The organism is Fructobacillus sp. ESL1117 (genome assembly GCF_058508565.1).
In genome coordinates this window covers 166,366-187,435 of record NZ_CP196385.1, presented here as the reverse complement: position 1 = coordinate 187,435, position 21,070 = coordinate 166,366, and the positions used below count along the sequence as shown (strand labels likewise).

The 21,070-nt window shown below is 44.4% G+C and carries 13 protein-coding genes; 1 reads left to right on the top strand and 12 read right to left on the bottom strand.

Annotated features, from left to right (window positions below; all coding sequences use genetic code 11):
• Positions 1 to 226: 226 nt before the first annotated feature.
• Both ACSYSH_RS00880 and ACSYSH_RS00875 read right to left on the bottom strand, forming a co-directional pair.
• On the bottom strand, positions 227 to 8,896 hold the full coding sequence (locus ACSYSH_RS00880; RefSeq protein ID WP_491702603.1) for a hypothetical protein: 8,670 nt from the start codon (positions 8,894 to 8,896) through the stop codon (positions 227 to 229).
• A 273-nt stretch (positions 8,897 to 9,169) separates the two neighbouring features.
• The gene (locus tag ACSYSH_RS00875; protein WP_491702635.1) at positions 9,170 to 10,309 is read right to left on the bottom strand and encodes a THUMP domain-containing class I SAM-dependent RNA methyltransferase; all 1,140 of its coding nucleotides are present in this window, start codon (positions 10,307 to 10,309) and stop codon (positions 9,170 to 9,172) included.
• A 26-nt stretch (positions 10,310 to 10,335) separates the two neighbouring features.
• Here ACSYSH_RS00875 and ACSYSH_RS00870 point away from each other — a divergent pair, with 26 nt between their 5' ends.
• Positions 10,336 to 10,632: a hypothetical protein gene (locus ACSYSH_RS00870; protein ID WP_491702604.1), complete on the top strand. Its 297-nt coding sequence runs from the start codon at positions 10,336 to 10,338 to the stop codon at positions 10,630 to 10,632.
• A gap of 59 nt (positions 10,633 to 10,691) precedes the next feature.
• Here ACSYSH_RS00870 and ACSYSH_RS00865 read toward each other — a convergent pair whose 3' ends face one another.
• From ACSYSH_RS00865 to lysA, 10 genes are all read right to left on the bottom strand, one after another.
• The gene (locus ACSYSH_RS00865) at positions 10,692 to 11,393 is read right to left on the bottom strand and encodes a DnaD domain-containing protein (RefSeq protein ID WP_491702605.1); all 702 of its coding nucleotides are present in this window, start codon (positions 11,391 to 11,393) and stop codon (positions 10,692 to 10,694) included.
• 64 nt (positions 11,394 to 11,457) lie between these two features.
• Positions 11,458 to 12,768 (bottom strand): asparagine--tRNA ligase, encoded by a 1,311-nt coding sequence (gene asnS / locus ACSYSH_RS00860; RefSeq protein WP_252774081.1) that lies wholly within the window; start codon positions 12,766 to 12,768, stop codon positions 11,458 to 11,460.
• A gap of 91 nt (positions 12,769 to 12,859) precedes the next feature.
• A complete protein-coding gene (locus tag ACSYSH_RS00855; protein WP_491702636.1) occupies positions 12,860 to 14,047 on the bottom strand; it encodes a pyridoxal phosphate-dependent aminotransferase in 1,188 nt (395 codons plus the stop codon).
• A 10-nt stretch (positions 14,048 to 14,057) separates the two neighbouring features.
• Positions 14,058 to 14,585 (bottom strand): hypothetical protein, encoded by a 528-nt coding sequence (locus tag ACSYSH_RS00850; protein WP_491702606.1) that lies wholly within the window; start codon positions 14,583 to 14,585, stop codon positions 14,058 to 14,060.
• 96 nt (positions 14,586 to 14,681) lie between these two features.
• Positions 14,682 to 15,890, bottom strand: a complete 1,209-nt coding sequence (locus tag ACSYSH_RS00845; RefSeq protein WP_491702607.1) for an aminotransferase class I/II-fold pyridoxal phosphate-dependent enzyme — start codon at positions 15,888 to 15,890, stop codon at positions 14,682 to 14,684.
• A 72-nt stretch (positions 15,891 to 15,962) separates the two neighbouring features.
• On the bottom strand, positions 15,963 to 16,727 hold the full coding sequence (gene dapB / locus ACSYSH_RS00840) for a 4-hydroxy-tetrahydrodipicolinate reductase (protein WP_491702608.1): 765 nt from the start codon (positions 16,725 to 16,727) through the stop codon (positions 15,963 to 15,965).
• On the bottom strand, positions 16,724 to 17,605 hold the full coding sequence (dapA, locus tag ACSYSH_RS00835; protein ID WP_252774086.1) for a 4-hydroxy-tetrahydrodipicolinate synthase: 882 nt from the start codon (positions 17,603 to 17,605) through the stop codon (positions 16,724 to 16,726). Before dapA ends, dapB begins: the two co-directional genes overlap by 4 nt.
• A 100-nt stretch (positions 17,606 to 17,705) precedes the next feature.
• Positions 17,706 to 18,857 carry an N-acetyldiaminopimelate deacetylase gene (locus tag ACSYSH_RS00830; protein ID WP_491702609.1) on the bottom strand — a complete coding sequence of 384 codons (1,152 nt, stop codon included), beginning with the start codon at positions 18,855 to 18,857 and terminating at the stop codon, positions 17,706 to 17,708.
• Between the two features lie 90 nt (positions 18,858 to 18,947).
• Complete coding sequence (gene dapD, locus ACSYSH_RS00825) at positions 18,948 to 19,658, bottom strand: 2,3,4,5-tetrahydropyridine-2,6-dicarboxylate N-acetyltransferase (RefSeq protein ID WP_252774088.1); 711 nt, start codon at positions 19,656 to 19,658, stop codon at positions 18,948 to 18,950.
• Between the two features lie 106 nt (positions 19,659 to 19,764).
• Positions 19,765 to 21,066 carry a diaminopimelate decarboxylase gene (gene lysA, locus ACSYSH_RS00820; RefSeq protein ID WP_491702610.1) on the bottom strand — a complete coding sequence of 434 codons (1,302 nt, stop codon included), beginning with the start codon at positions 21,064 to 21,066 and terminating at the stop codon, positions 19,765 to 19,767.
• Between the last annotated feature and the right edge of the window lie 4 nt (positions 21,067 to 21,070).

The following is a 21,070-nucleotide window of genomic DNA, read 5'->3' as shown; positions in this document are numbered from 1 at the left end:
CCAAATGTCATCAGGCATCAATTATAGCACAACAAATTTGGAAATAAAGTCTCTGAAAACAGATTTCTTGATGAATTTTTGCATGAACATTGCTAAACAAAAAAGCTCGATTACTCTGTGACTAATCGATCTTTTCTGTCCGGCTCCTCAAAAGACTTTTTCATTCAAAAACACAAATTTCAATCTAATTGCGTGAATTTTTTAATTTTATCGCAAACTGTGCCAATTACCCAATGTCATCGGGCTGTTTTTTGGTCAAACCAAATCCTGTTAAGACAGTTAACCAAACGGTCAAAATAAGTGCTTTCACCGACTGACGATTATTCACCTGCTGATTCGTTTGTGGTAAAACGCTAACCAAATTGGATTGGCTGAAGCTGCTACCAATTTCATTATTTGGAACTGGTAAGTCATTGTTATGAATCACCGGCTCCTGCTTTTGCGGGCTTTCACTGACATTGGTTTTTGTATCGTTATTTTCTGGAAAACCAAGGGGCAACTGTTTAGTTTGAGCAGTGACTTTTGTTTCTTCAACTGGCTGCAGCACTGAGGAAACCGGCTTTTGATCATTCCTTTTCACCAATGCCACCATGCTTTTCTTAGAGCTGCCTATTAGGTCGGCTGCTATCACCACTCCGCCAACTCTAGTGACCTTAGTGCCATCTTTAACAGGACTAATAGCCAACTTGGTGAGAGGAACCTTAGAATTAGTAGTTGCTTTAATCGCATCCAAAATAGCCTTTACAGTCTCATCAAGGTCTTGTTGGTTTTTTGCCTGGCTAATTTGCTGGTGCGCATGTGCAAGTATTTTTTGTAGTTGAGCCATAGCTGCTTCCTGTTCTTGTTGATTGGCCTTCAGGGCTGATCCAATGGTTGCTTGCTGCTTGTCACCTGCCTGATCAACTTGTCGCTCAGCTGCCTGAATTGCTGCTTGATCCGAGCGCTTTTCAGTCGCCACTGGTAGCGTTAAAGTATTCATCATCTGCCAGAATTTTGTTAATTGCTCAGCTAAATCCTGGACAGTCTTTGCCTGGACGACTGCTTGGTGAGCCTGCGCTAAGATGGCCCGTAACTGAGTGACAAGAGTTTGATAGGTTAATTTAACTGGTCTTGGTAGCAAGTCAATTTCCGCCTGCTTCTTTGCACCAGCCCAGTCAATTTGACGATGTGCTTGTTCCCGTATTTCACGCTCAAGCGTTAATGCGCTTGGCGCGGCAATCGAGACCAAGTCAGCCAAAGTTTCTCCCTGAATCTGATCAACTGCAGTATTCGTCTTGGCACCATTCAGCCGTTTCTTAGCAATAGTAATCACCTGATCAATGCGGTTTATTTGTTGCTGCAAATTAACCGGATCAACATTTTCAATCGCATTAAACTGCTTCTTCAAACCATCTCCAACAACTTGGATTACACTTTCAGCACGGTTAACTTCATTAACATCAATTGTCTGGAAAGAACGTAGCAGATTTGGTTGATTAACCGTTCCAATAGCCTCCAAGGCACTCTGTTTAATCGCTATCAGACCAGCATTCACCACAGCTTCATCTAATTTTTGCTTGGCCCGTTGAACGATTCGATCAATCGTGGCGGCTTGCTTTGCTACTGACTTAGCATCGACACCTGGCAACTTTTCAAAAATCTGTTTTTGCTCATTTGCTTTTTGGTGAAGATTATCCTTAGCTTTCTGCCGATCTGCCTTCGTCGGCTGCCGGAAAACCCATTGTATTTGTGGTGATTGAACCTTCTGAATCGCGTTCTTAATGCTTTGAACCACTTCCTTTAATTGGCGATGATTCTTGGCCAAGTTAATCGCCACCAGACCATCCTGGACAGCCCGGCTCACTACTTGCTGTTGCTGAGCTAACGCGGTTGGATCGACGCCTATAATTTGCCCAAAGTCCTGCATCCGGTTTTCCCCTGTCGCAGTTACATCTTGGCTCGCAGTTTGAATTTCATCTTTATTAACCGCTTGATCCTGCCAATTTTGCTGTGGCTGTTTTATATGGTTAACATCCTGCACCGCCTTGTTGAGAAGTACATGCAGATCGTGAACAGTTTCTACCTGATCAACTAAAGCCGAGTAACGCTGCACTATGTCCGCTAACAGTTCCTTTTGTATCATCAAACTTGATTGATCGACACCATCCAATTTTGCAAAATAATCAACCTTTTCTTTAGCTGCTAACAGTAATGTCTGCTTCGCATCTACTTTTTGATTTGCCCTAGCTAAACGGTATTCTGAGGCGATACTTGGCTGGGCTACTGACTGTATATCAGCTAAACTTTGCTTAACTGCTGCATCAAATTGATAGCGTACTTTGGCCTGCTGCATTAATGACTGGCCTGTCCGCAAAACATCAGCTAGTTGTTCCAACTGCTGTTTCAAGCTCTGCTGATCAACGTGCTCGATGGCCCAAAAATCTGCCCGCTTTGACTGGCTAGCAGCGGTAATTTTTTGCTCTGCCACGGCTCGCTCCCGGTCTGTCACTAGTTGATAAGCCGATAGCAAAACTGGATCGGCAACTAAATCAATCTTAGCCAACACCTGCTTTTGTACCGTCGTTAACTCTTGATTCACCTTAACTTGAGCTAAGTTCTTGTTGACTTGATCAAGGATGTGATCAATTTGCTGTTGCTGTTGCTCGAGGCTATCTGGGTCAACCTGGGCAATCTTAGCAAATCGTTCCTGCTTAGCACGGCCATATTGAATCAACATCTTTTCAATATCGATTTTATCAGCCACACTAACTGGTTGATAAGCCAACTTTAACGTTGGTTCGGCTACTTGACCCAAAGCACCTAATCCTGCTTGCAGAGCGGTATGCAACTGTCCTTGGTTTTCAACCGCTGACAGCATCAAAACTGCTGCCTTTCGAGCAGCTTTTAAAGCCGCCATTTGGCCCTTGTAACTATTAGGAACCACATTTTGCAGGCCAACAAAATATTTTTGTTTTTTCAAAAAGGCCTGATTGACAATGGCCAATGCTTGCTTCCGGTCAGCTTTGACAACTGGCCGGAATTCTACTTGAATAACCGGTTGGGCGACGTCTTGAATCCCCTGCAATCCAGTCACAAAGGCCCGGTTTAAATCAAACTTCGTCTTAGCCTCGGCAACTAAGTCCTTTGCTTGTGCCAAGGCTTGATCAATAGCCTGCTGTTGTTGGCTGAAACTTTCTTGGTCAACATGGACAATCGCAGTAAACTGGTCCTTTTTCAAAGTAGCTTGGTGTACCAGAATATCATCAAAAGCGGCTTTCTCATCCTGACTAACTGGTTGAAAAAGCGGGTGTAAGCCAGGTTGACTGATACGGGTAATCGCTTGCTCAGCATGGCTAAGCACCTGATTCAATGCCCCCTTCGTCGTCGCTTCGTCAATACTTTTTTTGCCTTGCTCACTAGCTTGGTTCAATAACTGCAATTGCTGGGTCAGGCTAGTTTGATCCACATGATTAATTTGACGGAAGGATTGTTGACACTTAGCCACAATCTGATTCAAATAATCCTTAGCCAACTTTTTGTCTGTAATTGAGGCTGGCTGAAGTTCTTCCAGAACATGTGGTGGTGCAATTTGACGAATTGCTGCCAGTCCCTGTTGGCAAGCAGTTTTCAGTTCCCCATCAGTCCGGGACTGATCGACGCTGTGATTGGCAAGTGCTTGCTCTTGGTCAACTAAAAGTTGCTGTTGGGCCAAACTTTCAGGATCAACTCCCACCAAAGCTGCAAATTTTTGTTTTTGATTCTCAGCGGCAATTTTCAATTGATTCTTGGCATCTGCTTGATCACTGACTTCAACTTGACGGTAACCAATTGTCTTCAGCGGATCAGCCACTTGATCAAAGTGCATTAATGTTGTCGCCAATTTTTGACGAAGGTCCTTCTTGTTTTTCGCACCTAACAGCAATTCCTGACCATTCGTTCTATTTTTTTCAATCAAGCTGACCTGCAGTGACAAATTCACTGGATCAACATGATCAATAGCTGTAAAAGTAGCTTTTTTGTTATTAGCTGCTTGATTTAGGACAAGAAAGGCTTGGTTTCGATCAGCTAAAGTGACTGGTTGGTAATCAAATTCTAATACTGGCCCGGCAACCTTAGCAAGCAACTCGAAGCCAGTCTTGACCGCCCGTTCGACTTCTCCTTGAACCGCTGCTCGAATAATGGCTAGCTGCGTTTGTGCAACGGTTTTTTGTACTGCTTCCACTTGCCGTTGAACACTCTTTTGTTCGCCGTGCTTGACAGCAAAAATAGCTTGTTTTTTAGCCTGACCAGCATAATTAATCGCCTGTTGTGCTAAATAACGGTTCATATCAGTAACCGGTTGGTAGTCTTTTTGAATTGACGGCTTTTTAACCCTTTGAATACGGTCAAGGTTAGTCGCCAAAGTCTTTCGGAAGCTGGCATTGGTTTTTGCTTGTTGCAATTCCTGTAATCCTGTTGCTAAAACCGAGTCAAGAACTAATTTCTGAGCCTCTAATCTCTCTTGATCAACATGGTTAATGGCTGCAAAATCAGCTTTTTTCTCTGTACAAGCATTTTGCAAGGTCCGTTGACCCAACAGGCGTTCTTCTGACGTAACCGGCTGGTATTGATTTAAAATTTTTGGCACTGCAACTAAATTAAGCGCCTTAGCTCCTTTATTGTAGGCATTCCGGATGTCTTTTTGAATCATTGATTGATTCAATTCGATTGTCGTGGCTTTCATAATGGTGTCTAACAGTTGCATTTGCTTAACCAAACTCATTGGATCAACATGCAAAATCTGCTTAAACTGCTTCTGCTTAGCTGAAACAATGTCTAAAAGTTTGCTATAAGCCTGACTCACAGCCTGAACATTGACCTCTTGGTAATCAAATTCCACCACTGGTTTGGCGACCGCCCTCACTGCGGTTAATGCCTGCTCGCTAGCCTTAGCAAAATCTCCCTTTGTCTTTGCTTGGTTAATCAATTGAGTTCCGGCTTTGAGAACCTCATCTAGAACCGACAGTTGTTGGTCCAGACTTTTTTGATCAACATGAGCAATTTTTTTGAAAGAGTCACGCTGACGTTGAGCTGCTTGCTCTAAGAAGGCAACTGATTGAGTTTTCTCAGCTGCTGTTACCTTCTGCAGCTCTCTTTGAATTGTTGGCTTGGCAACCGCGCGAATAGATTGGCAGATTCCTTGAAAACTCTGCTCAAATTCGCGGTTAGTTTCTGCCTGTTTTAATTGCACGATACCATTCGAAATTACCCGCTCCAATTCAGCTTGCTGTTTTGCCAGACTTCTTTGATCAACACCAATAATTTGATTGAAGAACTCGCTTTTTTCTTGCCCAATCTGTTGCAAAACCGCAAGCGCGTGACGAACGTCATTTGGACTAACTGGCTGATAATCAATCAACTTAGCTGGATTAGCGACCGCATTGATTTCTTTGAACGCGTTAACCATTATGCTAACTAGTTCCCGGTTTGTTTGAGCCTGCTGCAAAGAAATCATTGCTTTTTTCACTAGTTGATCAACAAAGTTGATCTGCTGATTTAAACTATCAGGTTCAACGTGCACTACTTTCTTAAAAAGTTGCTTTTTTTGTTGACCAGCAGCTGCCACTGCATCAATGGCACGTTGACGATCAGTTGCTGCAACTGCTTGAAATTCTTTGATTAGCTGTGGCTGTGCAACCCCGTCAATTGCCCGCAATGCTCTGTCGAGTGCTTGCTGCAATTCTCGCTTAATTTGTGCTGCACGGATAGCCATTAAGCCCCGGTTAATTTCCTCAGTCACCAACTTCTCTTGTCTGCGCAGACTCACTGAGTCTGTATGGGCAATTTCGCGAAACCGTTTTTTGGTCCCCCACCCCTTTTCTTGAAGAGCCACAACTGCAATCTTTACTTCATCAGGACTGACTGGTTGATAATCAATTTGCAATTCAGGCTTGGCCACATCATCAATGGCCTGTAGGCCATCCGCCAATGACCGAGCTAAGTCAGCTACTGTTTGAGCTTGACTGACCTGTTGCCGATAAACGGTTACTTCATGGTCAACCCTTTTTTCTTGTTCGTGTAAACTTTGTTGGTTAACATGAACAATCGCAGCAAATTCCTGTTTCTTTTTTTGCCCAGCCTGTACCAAAGTCAACCGAGCGTCCTCCTTGCTGGCTTGACTGACAAAAATTGCTCGCAATGCTTCGACATTTCGTAGTAAAACACGACGCACTGCTGGCACATCGGGCGCAAGACCAATCTCATTCTTTCCAGTCTGAGCAACTACTCCTACCTTGGCGAGCAAAGCTCGCTTTTGCTCTTGATTAAGCCTCTGGGCATTATTAATGCCGACCTTCGTTGAAAGTGCCTCTTGGTCAAGCTGTTGGTAAGCTAAATCACGATTTGTATTGAGTAATGCTGGAGGCAATGGTTGGTTTTGCGTTGCCTGATTTTGAATGACCATTAATTGGTCAAGGTGGTCTTTTTGCACCAGCTGAATTTCAGTAGTTGTTTGACCTTGGTCTAATTTCTGGTTGGCATCACTTACCACTGTTTGAATTTTTTGACCATAGTCAGCAGTCACTTGATCCAATAATTTTGGTTTCAAATGCTGAATCAAACTAAAGAGGTATTCTCCCTGCTTTTTGATTGTGGCAAAAGCAGCGCGCCGCTGACTATCTAGCGGTGATTGCTGGTCGAGATTTTCCTGAAAAACCGTTAATTGTGTTGGCCTCAATGGAATTGTTTCACCGTTGTTCAATGTCATTTCGCCGTGATAGTAAACCGTAAATGGACGATTATAAATAGCAAAATCCTGCCGGCTAGTTTTTTGACCCGCCGGATCCACTGACCGTACCAAACGGATCGATTGTACATTTTTACTGGGGTGAAAACCCTGATCATCGAGCAACACCTGGTGATCAAAATAGTCAATTACTCGGTCAAACCGCCCTGCTTGATCATAAAAATTTTGCCCATTCGACAATTTGATAACGCGGTGGTCAAGGTCTTGACCAGGAAGAACTTGTTCTTGGTGTGGAACTTCTGCCCATTCTTCAGAATGCCCAGCTACTTTCTTTGTATTCAAAACTTTTTCTTTATCAAAGAGTGAAATATAGGCCCGCCATGTTGGTACCTTTGATAAAGGTAACGGATGGACAGTTTTTTGATCGGCCCGTCGCAGTGCGATATCACGACCCAAATCCCCATTTTCACCATAATCATGGCTCGAGCGAGCAAGCATATCATTACTATCCATTAGGTTTAAAGACAGAAAAGCATGACCAGATTCTTGTGGGGGTAGCTGGTGTCGCGTCAAAATTTTATATGGACTATCGTCAGCATAAAGCTCCATATCCGCCAGCTGTTGCTGGTGTTGACCATCGGCATTGTAACGTTTTTTCATTTCTTGACTACTCATATTACCGGAGTAACGGTTTAAATCGAAGTTCAAGTAGCCATAAGCGCTACCCTGAATATTGCCAGCCCATGACAGTGTTTCCATAAAGAACTTCGTCAGTAAAATTTTTGCCTCAGTCACCGCACCGCTATAGTGATTCAATTCATCACCTCGAACCAGTAAGTAGAGTGCATTGGGATCCTCTTGATCGTTGACCTTGGTTGCTTTTGGATAAATTGTAATTGGATAAAACGGGCTATCTGAATTTTTAAAGGACAAATTAGTGCCGTATTTTTCATTTAGCTGACTAACTGTATTCCCTAAGACCAAATCGACAATAGAACCAATATTCCCACTAACTGGCAAGCCCAAACCTTGCGACAAAATTTTGCTCAACCCTGGGATCGTACTGACTAACCGGTCAATGCCTAATGTTGCATTAAAATTCATTTCCGCCGCAAAACGGCTACTGTCTAAGTTAAGGGTCTTCAGAAATTCATTTGGATCAACACCAGCTGGTACCGCTACACGTAAGTAAACTCCGTATTGACCCTGGTCGTAGTTATTTGTCAACTTATCATGAACCATACCAACACTGAGAACATTGGCAACGGCACTGAGGGTTGCCTGCAACATTTTATAATAACGTTCCGGATTTAAAGATGACTCATTTGAAGAATAAATATTGGCTGTTAATGGCATGCCGCCGCCCAAGACAAGAGCATTTTGATTTGGGAAATAACTCGTTCTCGATGCTTTCTGCTCTTCACCAAGTAATGACCTGACTTGATCCGTTAATTTTTGGGTATATGAGTCATCAACCATTAATCGCATTTGGGAAACATTCGAGTAGTCATTTTTAGCACTGCCCAACCCCAGTAACGAATTGTCTGGTTCACCAAAAATCATCTGGCCAGCTTTAGCAATGTGACGCTGGTCACTGTCTAACACGGCATCTCCACCGCCATTTAAATTCGGTTCGCTTGTTTTTAAAGATCTGACTAATTTTTCATAAGCATCAGTTGTTTGCTCATACAATGAAAGTAATGGTTGCTTGGCTAAATTAGTTTCTCCTAAGTCCTTTTCCTGATCTTTTGTATTGGATGGCTTTTGGTTCTGCTCTGGTCCTTGTTTATCTGACTCCAGTTCTATCTTATCCGTACTTTTTGTCGTAGCGGTTGCCCCTAAGGTTCTTCCCGGACCCTGGTGACGACTCTCAGGAAGACGTTGATCAAAGAGAAAATTAGTATGATCATCATTACCTTCAGCAGGCTCTTGGTTCTTTTGATTACTTTCTGTTCCGGAAACATTCATCCCCAAGTCAGCTTGATTCCAATCCTTCTTGGCAGCTTCCGGATACTTTTTTTGCTCCCGATTGTCATTGACTTGAATATTTTGTGCCGTCCGAACTTCTGCAGCATGGCCGTTAATTTGGTAATGGCCATCTACCACAGTTAAAACACTCGAAACGAAGATAGTCGATGCTACCAACCAGGCGTGCCGCGATTGATAGATTGTATACTTGTTATTGATATCCATTATTTGCTATTCCTTTACTTTATTTGCTTTTATTACAATTTGATTATATAAGCAGTTTGTATAAAATACAAATTGATAAAAGAAAGCGTTTTCTTTTAAAATATTAAAACAAAACTTTTGTTATCGTCTTGTTGGCATCCATAGTTAAGGAAGTCAGTCACTTAATTTTTATTTTTTATTAATTTAAATGAAGAAAATTAAAAAATAACAACAAAAAAAAGATTGTCATCTGACAATCTTTTTCACGGATTCTTTATTCTGATTTGGAATACTCTACTTTTTTTCAGCTTTCTTAGCCCAATACTGGAAGTAATCAACCCGCAACTGCCCGTTAAACAGTTTGCGCTTTTTCGTTGCTTTTTGGCCAAACACTTTTTCAAATGATAAATCAGAAGTTAAAATATACTTCGACCAGTAAGGCAAACGACTATAAACCGCTCCCATTTGCTGATAGAGACCCTCGGCTTCTTCGAGTTCCCCGAGTCGTTGACCGTATGGTGGGTTTGCTACTAAGACACCACGCTCTTCTTTTGTTTGCCAATCACCAGCAGCAAGGGTTTCAAAAGTAATGTCTTGCGACAAACCGGCATGCTTAGCGTTTTCTTGGGCAATTTTAACCATTCTCGGATCAATATCATAGCCGAAAATATTCAATGGCGTGTCGTAATCGGCCTGTTCTTCGGCCTCATCCCGAATCGTATCCGAAAGGCTATGATCAAACCAATCCATCTTTTCGATATCAAAGTCACGAGTCAGACCTGGTGCTAAGTTACGACCAATCAAAGCAGCCTCAATTGGAATTGTTCCAGAACCACAAGTTGGATCGACAAAGGGCAAGTCCTTCTTCCAATTGGTCAGGAGCACTAAGGCCGCTGCAAAGTTTTCCTTCAACGGTGCTGGTCCCTTTTCAACTCGGTAACCACGCTTAAAAAGCGACGGTCCGGTTGTATCCAAAGTCAACATGACTTCATCTTTAGTCACCATAACTTCCAATTGTGCAAAAAAGCCGGTTTCTGGCAGACGAGTTCGAACGTGAAAGGCTTCCTGCAAGCGGGAGACAATCGCTTTTTTCGTAATTGACTGGACATCTGGCACCGAGTGCAAGGCTGATTTTTGTGAACGACCGGCGACAGGAAATTCCGAATCATAATTGAGGTAATCTTCCATTGGCAAAGCTTTGATCCCCTCGAAAAGATCATCAAAAGTTGTCGCATGAAAGGAACCAATCACAATTTTCACTCGGTCGGCGGTCCGGAGCCATAAATTAGCCCGTAAAATATCGGCCTGAGTCCCTTCAAAGAAAACTCGGTAATTTTCAACCTGAACATCAAAGCCCAGGTCTTTTAATTCTTGGCCTAAGACAGACTCTAAGCCCGCTGCAACTGTTGCCATTAAACGATATTTCTTTTCCATCATTTTCCTTTTATAATATAAATACTATGATAATCAGTGAATTCTTTGCCCTGACAACTTACCTACCAAATCAAACCGAAGTGTTTGGCCAAGTCAAAGACGACCGCGACCAAATCAGGCCCTTAGCGCAATTACGCTTTTTCAACCAACAAAGCGAAGTCGCCTTCGTTGCTGGGAAAAAACCACTGACGCTTGGACAATTGCAAACGAGACTGAGTCAAGTCAGCCCAAAAACAAAACTTGTTTGTCTGGTCGACCAGACTGGTCCCAGGCCACTATTAGGCTTTCACCAGGATAACCTCGGTCGCTTAATTTTACAATAAAACCGACCGATTCTCAGCCTGTCCATTCGTTTTCAACCATTTAGAGGTCATCTAACTTATTAGAGGTCATCTAACTTAAAGCTTGGCACAATTGGTTGCTTTTTTTCAGGTTGATTTTGGCCCTGACCATTGGCAGGTCTTGCTTGATAAACCACACCACGACGCTTTTCTTTAGCAATTTGGACCGCCTGGGGCGAAGTTAAATTATCACGTTGCCAATTCACCAGAATAGCCTCAATATAACGCAAACTCCGAGCATTGTTGGCTACTGCTTCTTGAATCGCCAAGACCATCATGTTTGGATCGAAATGATCTTGGTCAAACCACTGAGCCACCGTTTGCATTTCCAATGGTGACAGATTGCGGCCAAATTCGCCCTGTAAAATCCGAACCACTTCTTGACGACTTTTTTCACCGGCCGAAACAACATTATTGGCTGGTCTAAGCCCCTGACCATTGAGCAGGCGTTCGTAAAGTGGTAAGAAATCATAAATTTCGCCCTGACGTCCTTGACCGACAACCTTCATTAAGCCTCGATCAACCATTGACATGAGCCGACTCACAACGGTTTTTTCTGTGGCCTTCATTATCCGGGCAACTACCTTCGGATCGGCCTGGTCACCTTGATCTTGAAGGCGTTTAACCTGCAAAAAAAGGACCAAGTCATCATTATCAAAACCCAAATCTTGATAATGCACTAATAAAGCGTTTTCAAGATTAGTGCTCCCAGCCTGCAAGAAGGCCTGTAATTTATTGTCCATCAAACCCTCCTCGTCAATCGTGACAAAAGCGCCCAAGAAACCCTTGGGCGCTTTTTTGTCTACTTTATGGACGCAAACGATGCGTCATCCGTGGAAATGGAATGGCTTCACGAATATGTTCTTCGCCAGTCACGAAGGTTACCATTCGTTCCAAACCAAGACCAAAACCTGAATGTGGTACAGAACCATATCTGCGCAAGTCTAAATACCAACCGTACTCATCCATGTCCAAACCTTCTTTTTCAATCTGAGCCTTCAAATAGTCGTAGTCAGTATCACGTTCCGATCCACCGATGATTTCACCATAGCCTTCTGGCGCCAACAAATCAGCGGAAATGACCACGTCATCACGATCTGGATGGCGCTTCATGTAAAAGGCCTTGATTGCCTTGGGAAAGTTGACAATAAAGACGGGCTTTTGAAAGTGGTTGGCCAAGAATGTTTCTTCAGGTGAACCAAAGTCAACACCCCATTCCACGTCAAAATCGTTTTCTTGCAACAACTTAATCGCATCATCATACGAAACACGTGGGAATGGTAACTGCGTATAAGAACGCAACAAGTCCTTGTCACGATTTAACAAGTCCAATTCCTGTTCATTTCTTTCCAAAACCTTTTCAATCAAGAAAGCAACATAGCGTTCCTGCAATTCCAAGGATTCATCCTGGTGCATAAAGGCCATTTCAGGCTCAATCATCCAGAATTCTGTTAAGTGGCGACGTGTCTTTGACTTTTCGGCACGAAAGGCAGGTCCAAAAGTAAAGACCCTTGAGAAGGCCATGGCACCCGCTTCAGCATACAACTGTCCCGTTTGTGATAGATAAGCTGATTGACCAAAGTAATCTGTCTCAAACAATTCGGTTGTTCCTTCAGGGGCAGACCCTGTCAGCAAAGGAGCATCCAACTTAATGAAACCTTCCTGGTTAAAGAATTCGTAAGTTGCTGCAATCAAGGTATTGCGGATTTTTAATGTGGCAAATGGCTTGATGTGGCGCAAGTAAAGGTGGCGTTCATCAAATAAAAATTCCGTACCATGTTCCTTGGGTGTGATTGGGTAATCATGGCTCTCACCAATGACTTCTAAGCCAGTAATGCTAATTTCGTAGCCAAATGATGACCGATCGTCTGCATGAATCTCACCGGTCACATACAATGATGTTTCCTGTTTCAAATCCTTGGCTAAATTAAACAATTCCTCTGAAACGTCAGCCTTGGCAACCACACCCTGGAAAAAAGCAGTTCCGTCACGCAATTGCAAAAAGGCCATCTTTCCTGACCCACGCTTTTGCCGTAACCAAGCACCAATTTTTACTGTTTGGCCGACATACTTCGGTGCATCAACAATTTGGATTGTTGGAATCGTTGTTTCACTCATAAATTATTCGGGCTAATGCCCGACTCCTCACATTTTACTTATTAACTTTATTATGATAAAAATTTTGACAGCCGTCAACTAGGACAAAAAACTACTGAACAAAAGCCATGATGCGGTCGAGGGCTTCATTAATTGTTTCTTGGTCTTGCGCATATGATAGGCGCAAATAGCCCGGCATTCCAAAACCTTCACCGGCCGGAATAGCAACGTGGGCCTGTTTTAAGAGCGTAGTAGCAAAATCAAGCGTTGACTTTAGGCCCAATTTGTCCAAAAGGTCTTGATCAACCTTAAAAAATAGGTAAAAGGCTCCTTCTGGTTTTTGCGCAACAGACAATCCTGGGATAGCTATCAGCTTAGCATATGTTTCATTTAAGCGACTTTCAAAGGTAGCCCGCATATCCTCAACCATCTTTTGGTCAACTGTTAGGGCAGCCAAGGCAGCGTATTGACTAACGGCGGCTGGATTAGAAGTCATATGACCCAAAAGCTTATTCATTTCGGCAATGATTTTTTCATCGGCAATTGTCCAACCAATACGCCAACCGGTCATCGAATAGGACTTTGAAACCCCATCGACAATAATCAAGCGCGAATTCTTGATTTTTTTCAAAGCTAAAGCTGAAGTAAACGTCTGCCCATTGTAAACCAATTGACCATAAATTTCATCAGACAAGAGGAAACTATCGTGAGCATCAGCCCAGTCCAAAAGAGCCAACACTTCGGCTCGGCTATAAACCTGCCCAGTTGGATTTGCAGGATTATTCAGGATAATCAACTTGACGGGTCCGGCTACATCATCGAGGTCTGCTGGCGTCAACTTCATCGCTGCCGTCTTAGGCTTCACGGTTGTGGCAACCCCACCCGCCAAACGAACCTGTTCAACGTAAGAAACCCAATAGGGTTCGGGCATGACAACTTGGTCACCAGGATTTAAGAGTACCTGCATGATCGTGTACAAAGACAACTTGGCACCGGAAGTAACCGTCACCTGGTTAGCCGACAAGGCCTGGCCCGTTTTCTTAGTTGTTTGTTCAGCAATGGCCTCTCTTAATGGCAAAATACCACCAACGGGCGTATAGAAAGAAGTTTGGCCGCCTTTGATAGCTGCAATCGCCGCTTCACTAATGGCCTTTGGCGTCGTAAAATCAGGCTCCCCAACACCAAGGTTAATCACGTCAATTCCTGCGGCCGCCATCTGCTTCGCCTGTTTAGAAACGGCCAATGTGGCTGAGGGTTGGACGGCTTGAGTCCGTTTTGAAAAATCACTTGCTTGCAACATCATTTTCTCCCTAAATTCCATTAATTGCCCGATAAACGGTGCCGGTCTTGTAATCCATTGTCAAATAGTTCATGTCACCATTTTGGCTCTCGTAGCTGATTTCCCAGACCAAAGTCTTTTGGTAAAGTGACAAGTTAGCCGAGTAAACCTTTTTTGGATTGTACTTGGCCTTAATCCGCTTTAATAAATCAGTCCGTGACAGGCCATTGCCAAAATCAAAAGTGGTCACAGTACCATGCTGCCCCTGAACGAGCGCCACCTTTTGTTGCCCAGCACTATCCTGACCAAGAACGGCATAAACCATGCCATTGCGATCATCCACCGTGACATTATGTAGGTTGGTCAATGCGGTTTTTTGGCTAACCGTTTTTTGCACATTTGATTCAGCCTTGGCCATTGGCTGTAACGCCATGTAGGCGTAAGCATAAATAGCACCGGCTACAATCAGGAAAATTGTCACCAAGACGATTAAAAATTTAACCCAAGAAAACCGTTTGGGCCGGGCCATTCTGACTCGTAAGTTATCGTGAACTTCCATAAAAATTCTTTCTCCGATTTGTCATAACTATTGTTTATTATAGCAAAAAAATAGCCAAGAAATTGGATAATATCCGAGCTCATGGCTATTTAATCGTTATTCTGCTGGTGAAAGTTCAGTTGCTTCCTTAACAGTCTTGGCATAAGCAATGACTCGTTGCATTGCCTCTTCTAATTTTTCAGTCGAAGTTGCGTAAGAAATACGAATATGCCCCTCTCCCCCAGTGCCAAAGACGGAACCTGGTATCGTCCCCACCTGAGCCTTTTCACCTAATTCATAAACGAAGGCTTCGTCATCTTGTGGTAAAAAATCAGGAATCTTAGCAAAAATATAAAAGGCGCCCTTTGGTGTTGGTGCCGTAAAGCCAGCCTCCTGCAAGCCAGCGAGGACAATGTCGCGGCGCTTTTGATAGGTATCGCGCATTTTCTTTGGCGCGTCTTTAGCTACCGTTAAGGCAGCCAGAGCACCAGCCATCATTGGTCCTGGTGCCGTCGTCACAACACCGGAATGCGCCAGGCCAACCATCTTCATCAAGGCCTTTGGACCGGCAATAAAACCAACCCGGTATCCAGTCATCGCATGTGACTTGGACAAGCCACTAATCAAGATCGTTTGTTCAGGAATATATCTTGTAATCGACTGGTGTGTCTGGCCATAGGTCAACTCAGCATAAATTTCATCCGACAAAACCAAGACGTCCGTCTTCTTGATAGCTGCAGCAAGTTCCTGGAGCTCTTTTTCATCATAGGTAACACCCGTTGGGTTACCAGGAAAGTTCAACACCAATCCCTTTGCTTCGGGGTGTTCTTGAATTGCCTTTTCAAACATTTCAGCCGTAAACAAGTAGGAAGGTGCCGTGTTGATTTCGACCACCTTCAAGCCAAGACGCAAGGCTTCAGCTTGGTAAAAGCAAAATGTTGGTGTTGGTACTAAAATCGTTTCGCCGCGGTTAAAGAGTGCGGACAATGAATCATAAATGGCTTCTGAAGCTCCGATAGTCACTGAAATTTCACTTTTTGGCTCATAAATCGGGCCAGACAAGCGTTCATGAATATAATCAGAAATGGCTTGACGTAAGGCTAAAGTTCCTTGTGAAGGCGCATAATGGGAGTCGTTATCATCAACTGCTTTTTTAACGGCTTCTTTGACGACATCCGGAACAGCAAAATCAGGCTCACCAAGGGTGAGTTTGATGATATCTGGAACTGCTGACAACTTAATGTCAACTGCTCTGATGGCCGCCGGTGGCACGATATCGAACAATTGGTTATACTGCTTCGACAAACTTTCTTTGACTTGAACCATGAAAACCACTCCTATTCTAAACAAATTTTTTTACATTGCTTTGCACAATTCTACCATATTATTAGAAAAAAATTAGAGAACTTTATCTAAACCAATCTCTAGTCCAAAAATTTCATTGACATTTCGAATCGAACGAGCAACACCAGTCATGAAAGACGAACGATTATTAGTTGATTGCTTTATTGTTAATGTTTCTCCAGCAGAACCAAAGACAACTGTTTCTTCGGCTAAGATACCTGGCAAACGCATCGCATGAATTGGCACTCCCTGACCTTGGTCACCACGGGCCAAGGCAGCCGAATGTGGAATAGCAGGTTCTTTTTGACGGGCAGAAACAATCAGATCAGCAGTCGCCTTTGCCGTCCCAGATGGTGCATCAACCTTATCCTCATGGTGAGCCTCGATAATTTCGGCAGCGGGCAAATATTTAGCCGCTTGGCCGGCAAATTGCATTAATAAGACTGCCGTCATTGAAAAATTAGGAACAACCAATGCCGATTGGTCGTTTTCCAAAGCCAACGCCCGTAATTTTTCCAAATCGTCTGCCTGTAAGCCAGACGTGCCCATCACCAAGTCAAAACCATGAGTTAAGGCGTATTGGCCATTTTCAAAGGCAGCTGCTGGATTGGTCACGTCAACCCAAACATCGGCACTGACATCAATGGCTGATAAGTCAGTAAAGGTTGGCACAGTCCTTGCTTGCTTTTGCGACTGTTGGTCCAATGCTTTTTTCGTCGTTAAGCGACCAGCCAATGAAAAATCGGCTTGTCCTTCAATCAGTTCTTCAATTGACTGACCCATTTTTCCTTGGGCTCCTGCGAGAAAGACGGTTTTCATGCGATAACTCCTTGTCGGCCTAATACGGCTTCTACTTCTGCTGTTTGCTGCTCAGTCAAAGGCAGCAATGGTAAACGTAACTGATTTTCAACCAAGCCCTGCTTAGCTAAGATGGCCTTCACAGGACTTGGCGATGGATGAGAGAACAAAACGTTCATCTTCGGCGTCAAAAAACGTTGATACTGACCTGCCAAGGCCACATCACCAGCCTCAAGAGCCGTAAAGAGCGCCTGCATTTCCCGGCCATAAAGGTGGGAGGCAACTGAAATTGTCCCGGCACAACCAACGGCCTTCGCTGCCAATGTTTGGCTATCTTCGCCAGTGTAAACGGCAAAGTCCTCTGGCGCTTGATTGACCAAAACGGCCAAATCGTCGATCGAAGTCACTTGCTTCACCGCATTAATATTTGGGTGATGGGCTAAGAACAAGACGGAATCATTTGTCATCGAAACGCTTGACCGACCAGGGATGTTATACAACATCAATGGTACTTGGCTGGCATTGGCAATTGCCGTGAAGTGGGCAATCATGCCATCCTGATCAGGCTTATTGTAGTAAGGCGTAACCGCTAAAATACCAGTCACACCCTCAATTTGGCTTGCAATTTCGGCTAAAGCCACAGACTCTGTCGTATTATTTGTGCCAACATTGGCAATCACAGGTCCTCGACCGTCCACGTACTGGGCAAAGTGACGGTATAAGGAAAGCCGTTCTTCCGTCGTTAACGTAGGTGACTCACCGGTCGTACCACCGATAACAAAGCCCTCCGTTCCTTCATTCAATAACTTGTCCGTTAAACGGTCCAAGGCCTCATAGTCAATTTCATTCTGACTGGTAAATGGGGTAATTAATGCGGTAATTAAATTTGCTGTCATCATCAAAAGCCATCCTCTCTCATCTCTAGCTATAGCGACTGCTTGCATCTCTTTAATCATTTTTTAACTGGCAAGCTGAAAAATCAGTTTACCTAGGTATTAGCTACTGGGCCATTTGCTGGTTAAAATAAGCAACCATCGCTTGAACACCAGCATTTATAGCTCGTTCATCGGGATTTAACCGGGCATCATGGAGGCTGTGTTCGGGATCTCCAACCCCAAGCCAAAACATCGTGCCTGGAAACTGCTGGAGTAAGAAGCCAAAGTCTTCGCCAGTCATTGCTGGTTGTGCTTCAACAAAGTCAACTTCCGGATTTTCTTCCATGAAAGCCATCAAGGCTGCCGTGGTCTTTGGATTATTTTCAACCGGATAGTAACCACCCTGAATGAGTTCCAAATTCATTTGAACATCACAGGCCGCGGCAATTCCCTCCGCAATCGCGCGGACCCGTTTTTGCATCAGCTCCAAGTCTGTTTGGGTAAAGGCCCGAATTGTGCCGGCCAACTTAGCTTCACCAGCAATAACGTTGCCAATGGTACCAGCGTGAAAGGAACCAATCGTCACGACCCCACCATGGATCGGATTAACATTACGGGAAACCACGGTTTGCACCTGATTGACAAAGGAGCAAGCGGCAAGCAAAGCATCCTTTGCTTGCTGTGGATAAGCCGCGTGACCACCCTGGCCAACAACTTGTAGATGAATCTCCGTTGTTCCAGCAAAGAGCGTCCCCATTTTGGTCGCAATCTGACCGGCAGGCAAAGCTGGCTGGTCATGCAAAGCGTAGAGCTCATCCGGTTTAAAATCACCCGTGAGCGCACCGGCTTCATACAAACGTTTACCCCCAGCCTCGGATTCCTCAGCCGGCTGAAAGATAAAAATGAGATTATCTTTCGGCTGATTTTTCGCAAAGTAAGCCAAAATTCCCAGTGCAACCGTCATATGAATATCGTGGCCACAGGCATGCATCACACCTGGATGCTTTGAAGCAAAGGGTAAGCCCGTTTCTTCCTTAATGGGTAAGGCATCAATATCAGCCCGGTAACCGATTGTTTTTTGCGGATGCGTCCCTGCTAAGCGAACTAGCAAGGCCGTTTCAACTTCCGGCACCTCTTTGATTGTTAAGAAGTCACTGGCAAAGGTGGCAATTGTTTTTTTCAAATATTGTTGCGTTTGCACCTCGTGCAAGGCCAACTCTGGAATGGCGTGTAAGTCACGCCGAACCTTCACTAAATTAATGGTTGAATCGGACATCAAAGCCTCCCTTTCATGGACCATGAAACTATCTCTCTAATCGGCTAAGGCGCGCGGCCAGCTCCCAGACCTTTGCAGCATCCCCCTTGTTTACAAATCGCGTAAGGCAGCAACCAAGGCCGTCTTTTGCTCAGTTTGAGCATCAATTTGCTTAATGACCCTAGCCGGTACACCGGCAACAACGGTTTTTTCAGGCACGTCTTCTGTCACGATCGCACCGGCGGCCACAACCGCTCCGGCACCAACTTGAACCCCTTCAATGACCACTGCGTTGGCACCAATCAAAGCCCCATCACCAACACGAACAGGTTCTGCTGAAGCAGGTTCAATCACACCCGCTAAGACGGCACCGGCACCAATGTGGCAGTTCCGGCCAACTTCAGCTCGGCCACCTAAGACAGCGCCCATATCAATCATTGAGCCGGCACCAATTTTGGCACCAATATTAATTATTGCCCCCATCATGACGACAACCTGGTCATCAATTTGAACTCGGTCACGAATCAAAGCTCCTGGTTCAATCCGGGCATTCAAGTGTTGAGTGTTCAACAGCGGCACCCCGGAGTTACGGGCAATTAATTCAACATGGTAGTCAGTAATGGCTGCTTGGTTGTCGTCCAAAATTGTTTGGATAACTTGCATATCACCAAAGACACTGCCAGTCTTCTCTCCAATAAAGGCTTGTACATCATTTGGCCATGTAATTTGAGTCAAATCACCCGCTAAGGTCACCTTGGCCGGTGTCTTCTTTTGAGAAGTTGCCAGATAGTTAATAATCGCTGCTGTGTCCATTTCAGTCATGTTTTGTTTTCCTTTTCCGGTTATTTTCTTTTTATTTAAATCCCATTGTTTCTTTCAGCCAAGCAAGGCGGGTTAATAAAATTAAGCATGCCCTACATACGCTTTTTTACCACTTACCAGGTAATTGGTAAGGCCGGTCATGGCTGGTTAAATCAGCTAGACTTTCGCCCCTAACTACCAGTTGTGAAAGGCCGTTTTCAACAAAAACCACGGCCGGTACAGGATTGCGGTTGTAACGAGAAGCCATGGAATAACCATAAGCACCTGTATTCAAAACAGCTACCAAGTCGCCTGGCTCAGTGACGGGCAACTCCTGGTCCTGAATCAAGACATCGCCTGACTCACAATACTTACCAACTAAGCGAACATGTTCTGCCGGCTTTCCGTGAACATTGTTGGCCAAGACTGCCTGGTAGTCGGCTTGGTAAAGAGCCGGACGAATGTTATCACCCATCCCCCCATCAACAGCCAAGTAAGTCCGAACACCCGGGATATCCTTTCGTGAACCGACGGTGTACAAACTGTAACCGGCCGGTCCGGCAATTGATCGACCCGGTTCAATCCAAATATCTGGTTGACGCATGCCCTTTTGAGCCGTTTGTTCCTGAACGCTGTTCAGCAATGCCAAAACGAGCTCTTCTGGTAAACGTGGCTGATCAGCATCCGTATAGGCGATTCCAAAGCCACCACCAAGGTCCAATACTTCTGGTTGGTAATCCCAAGAAGCACACAGGTCAACTAATTTCTGGCCGGCCAATTCAAAACCGTCTTCTTCAAAAATCTGAGAACCAATATGAGCCGATAAACCAAGGAGGTGCAAGCTTTGATCATTTTCAGCCAATTCATATGCCCGCTTAGCTTGACCGGATTCCAAATCAAAGCCAAACTTAGAATCAACTTGACCGGTTTGAATGTAATCGTGAGTGTGGGCTGAGACTCCTGGAACCACACGCAAGATGACGTTTTGCTGTCCCTTTCGGTCCGCCATTACCTGATGTAAAAGATCAAGTTCCAAAAAATTATCAATAATAATCGTGCCGACTCCGGATTCAACAGCAAAGGTTAAGTCAGAAAGTGACTTGTTATTCCCGTTATAGGAAACATTGTCCATCGGAAAACCCGCAGCCACCGCTGTAAAAATTTCACCGGCGGAAACCAGGTCTAGGTGCAGACCTTCTTCAGCAACCACCTGATACATTGCCTGACAAGCAAATGCTTTTGAAGCGTAGGCAACGGCTCCTTTTTGATCAGCTTGGTCAAAGGCCTTCTTAAAGGCGCGCATCTGCTTACGCATGGTCAATACGTCATAAACGTACAATGGCGTTTGATATTCCTTGGCCAAATCAGTGGCTAACACGCCACCAATGATGAGCTGGTCTTGGTCATTTACTTGCAAGTGGTTTGACATAAGA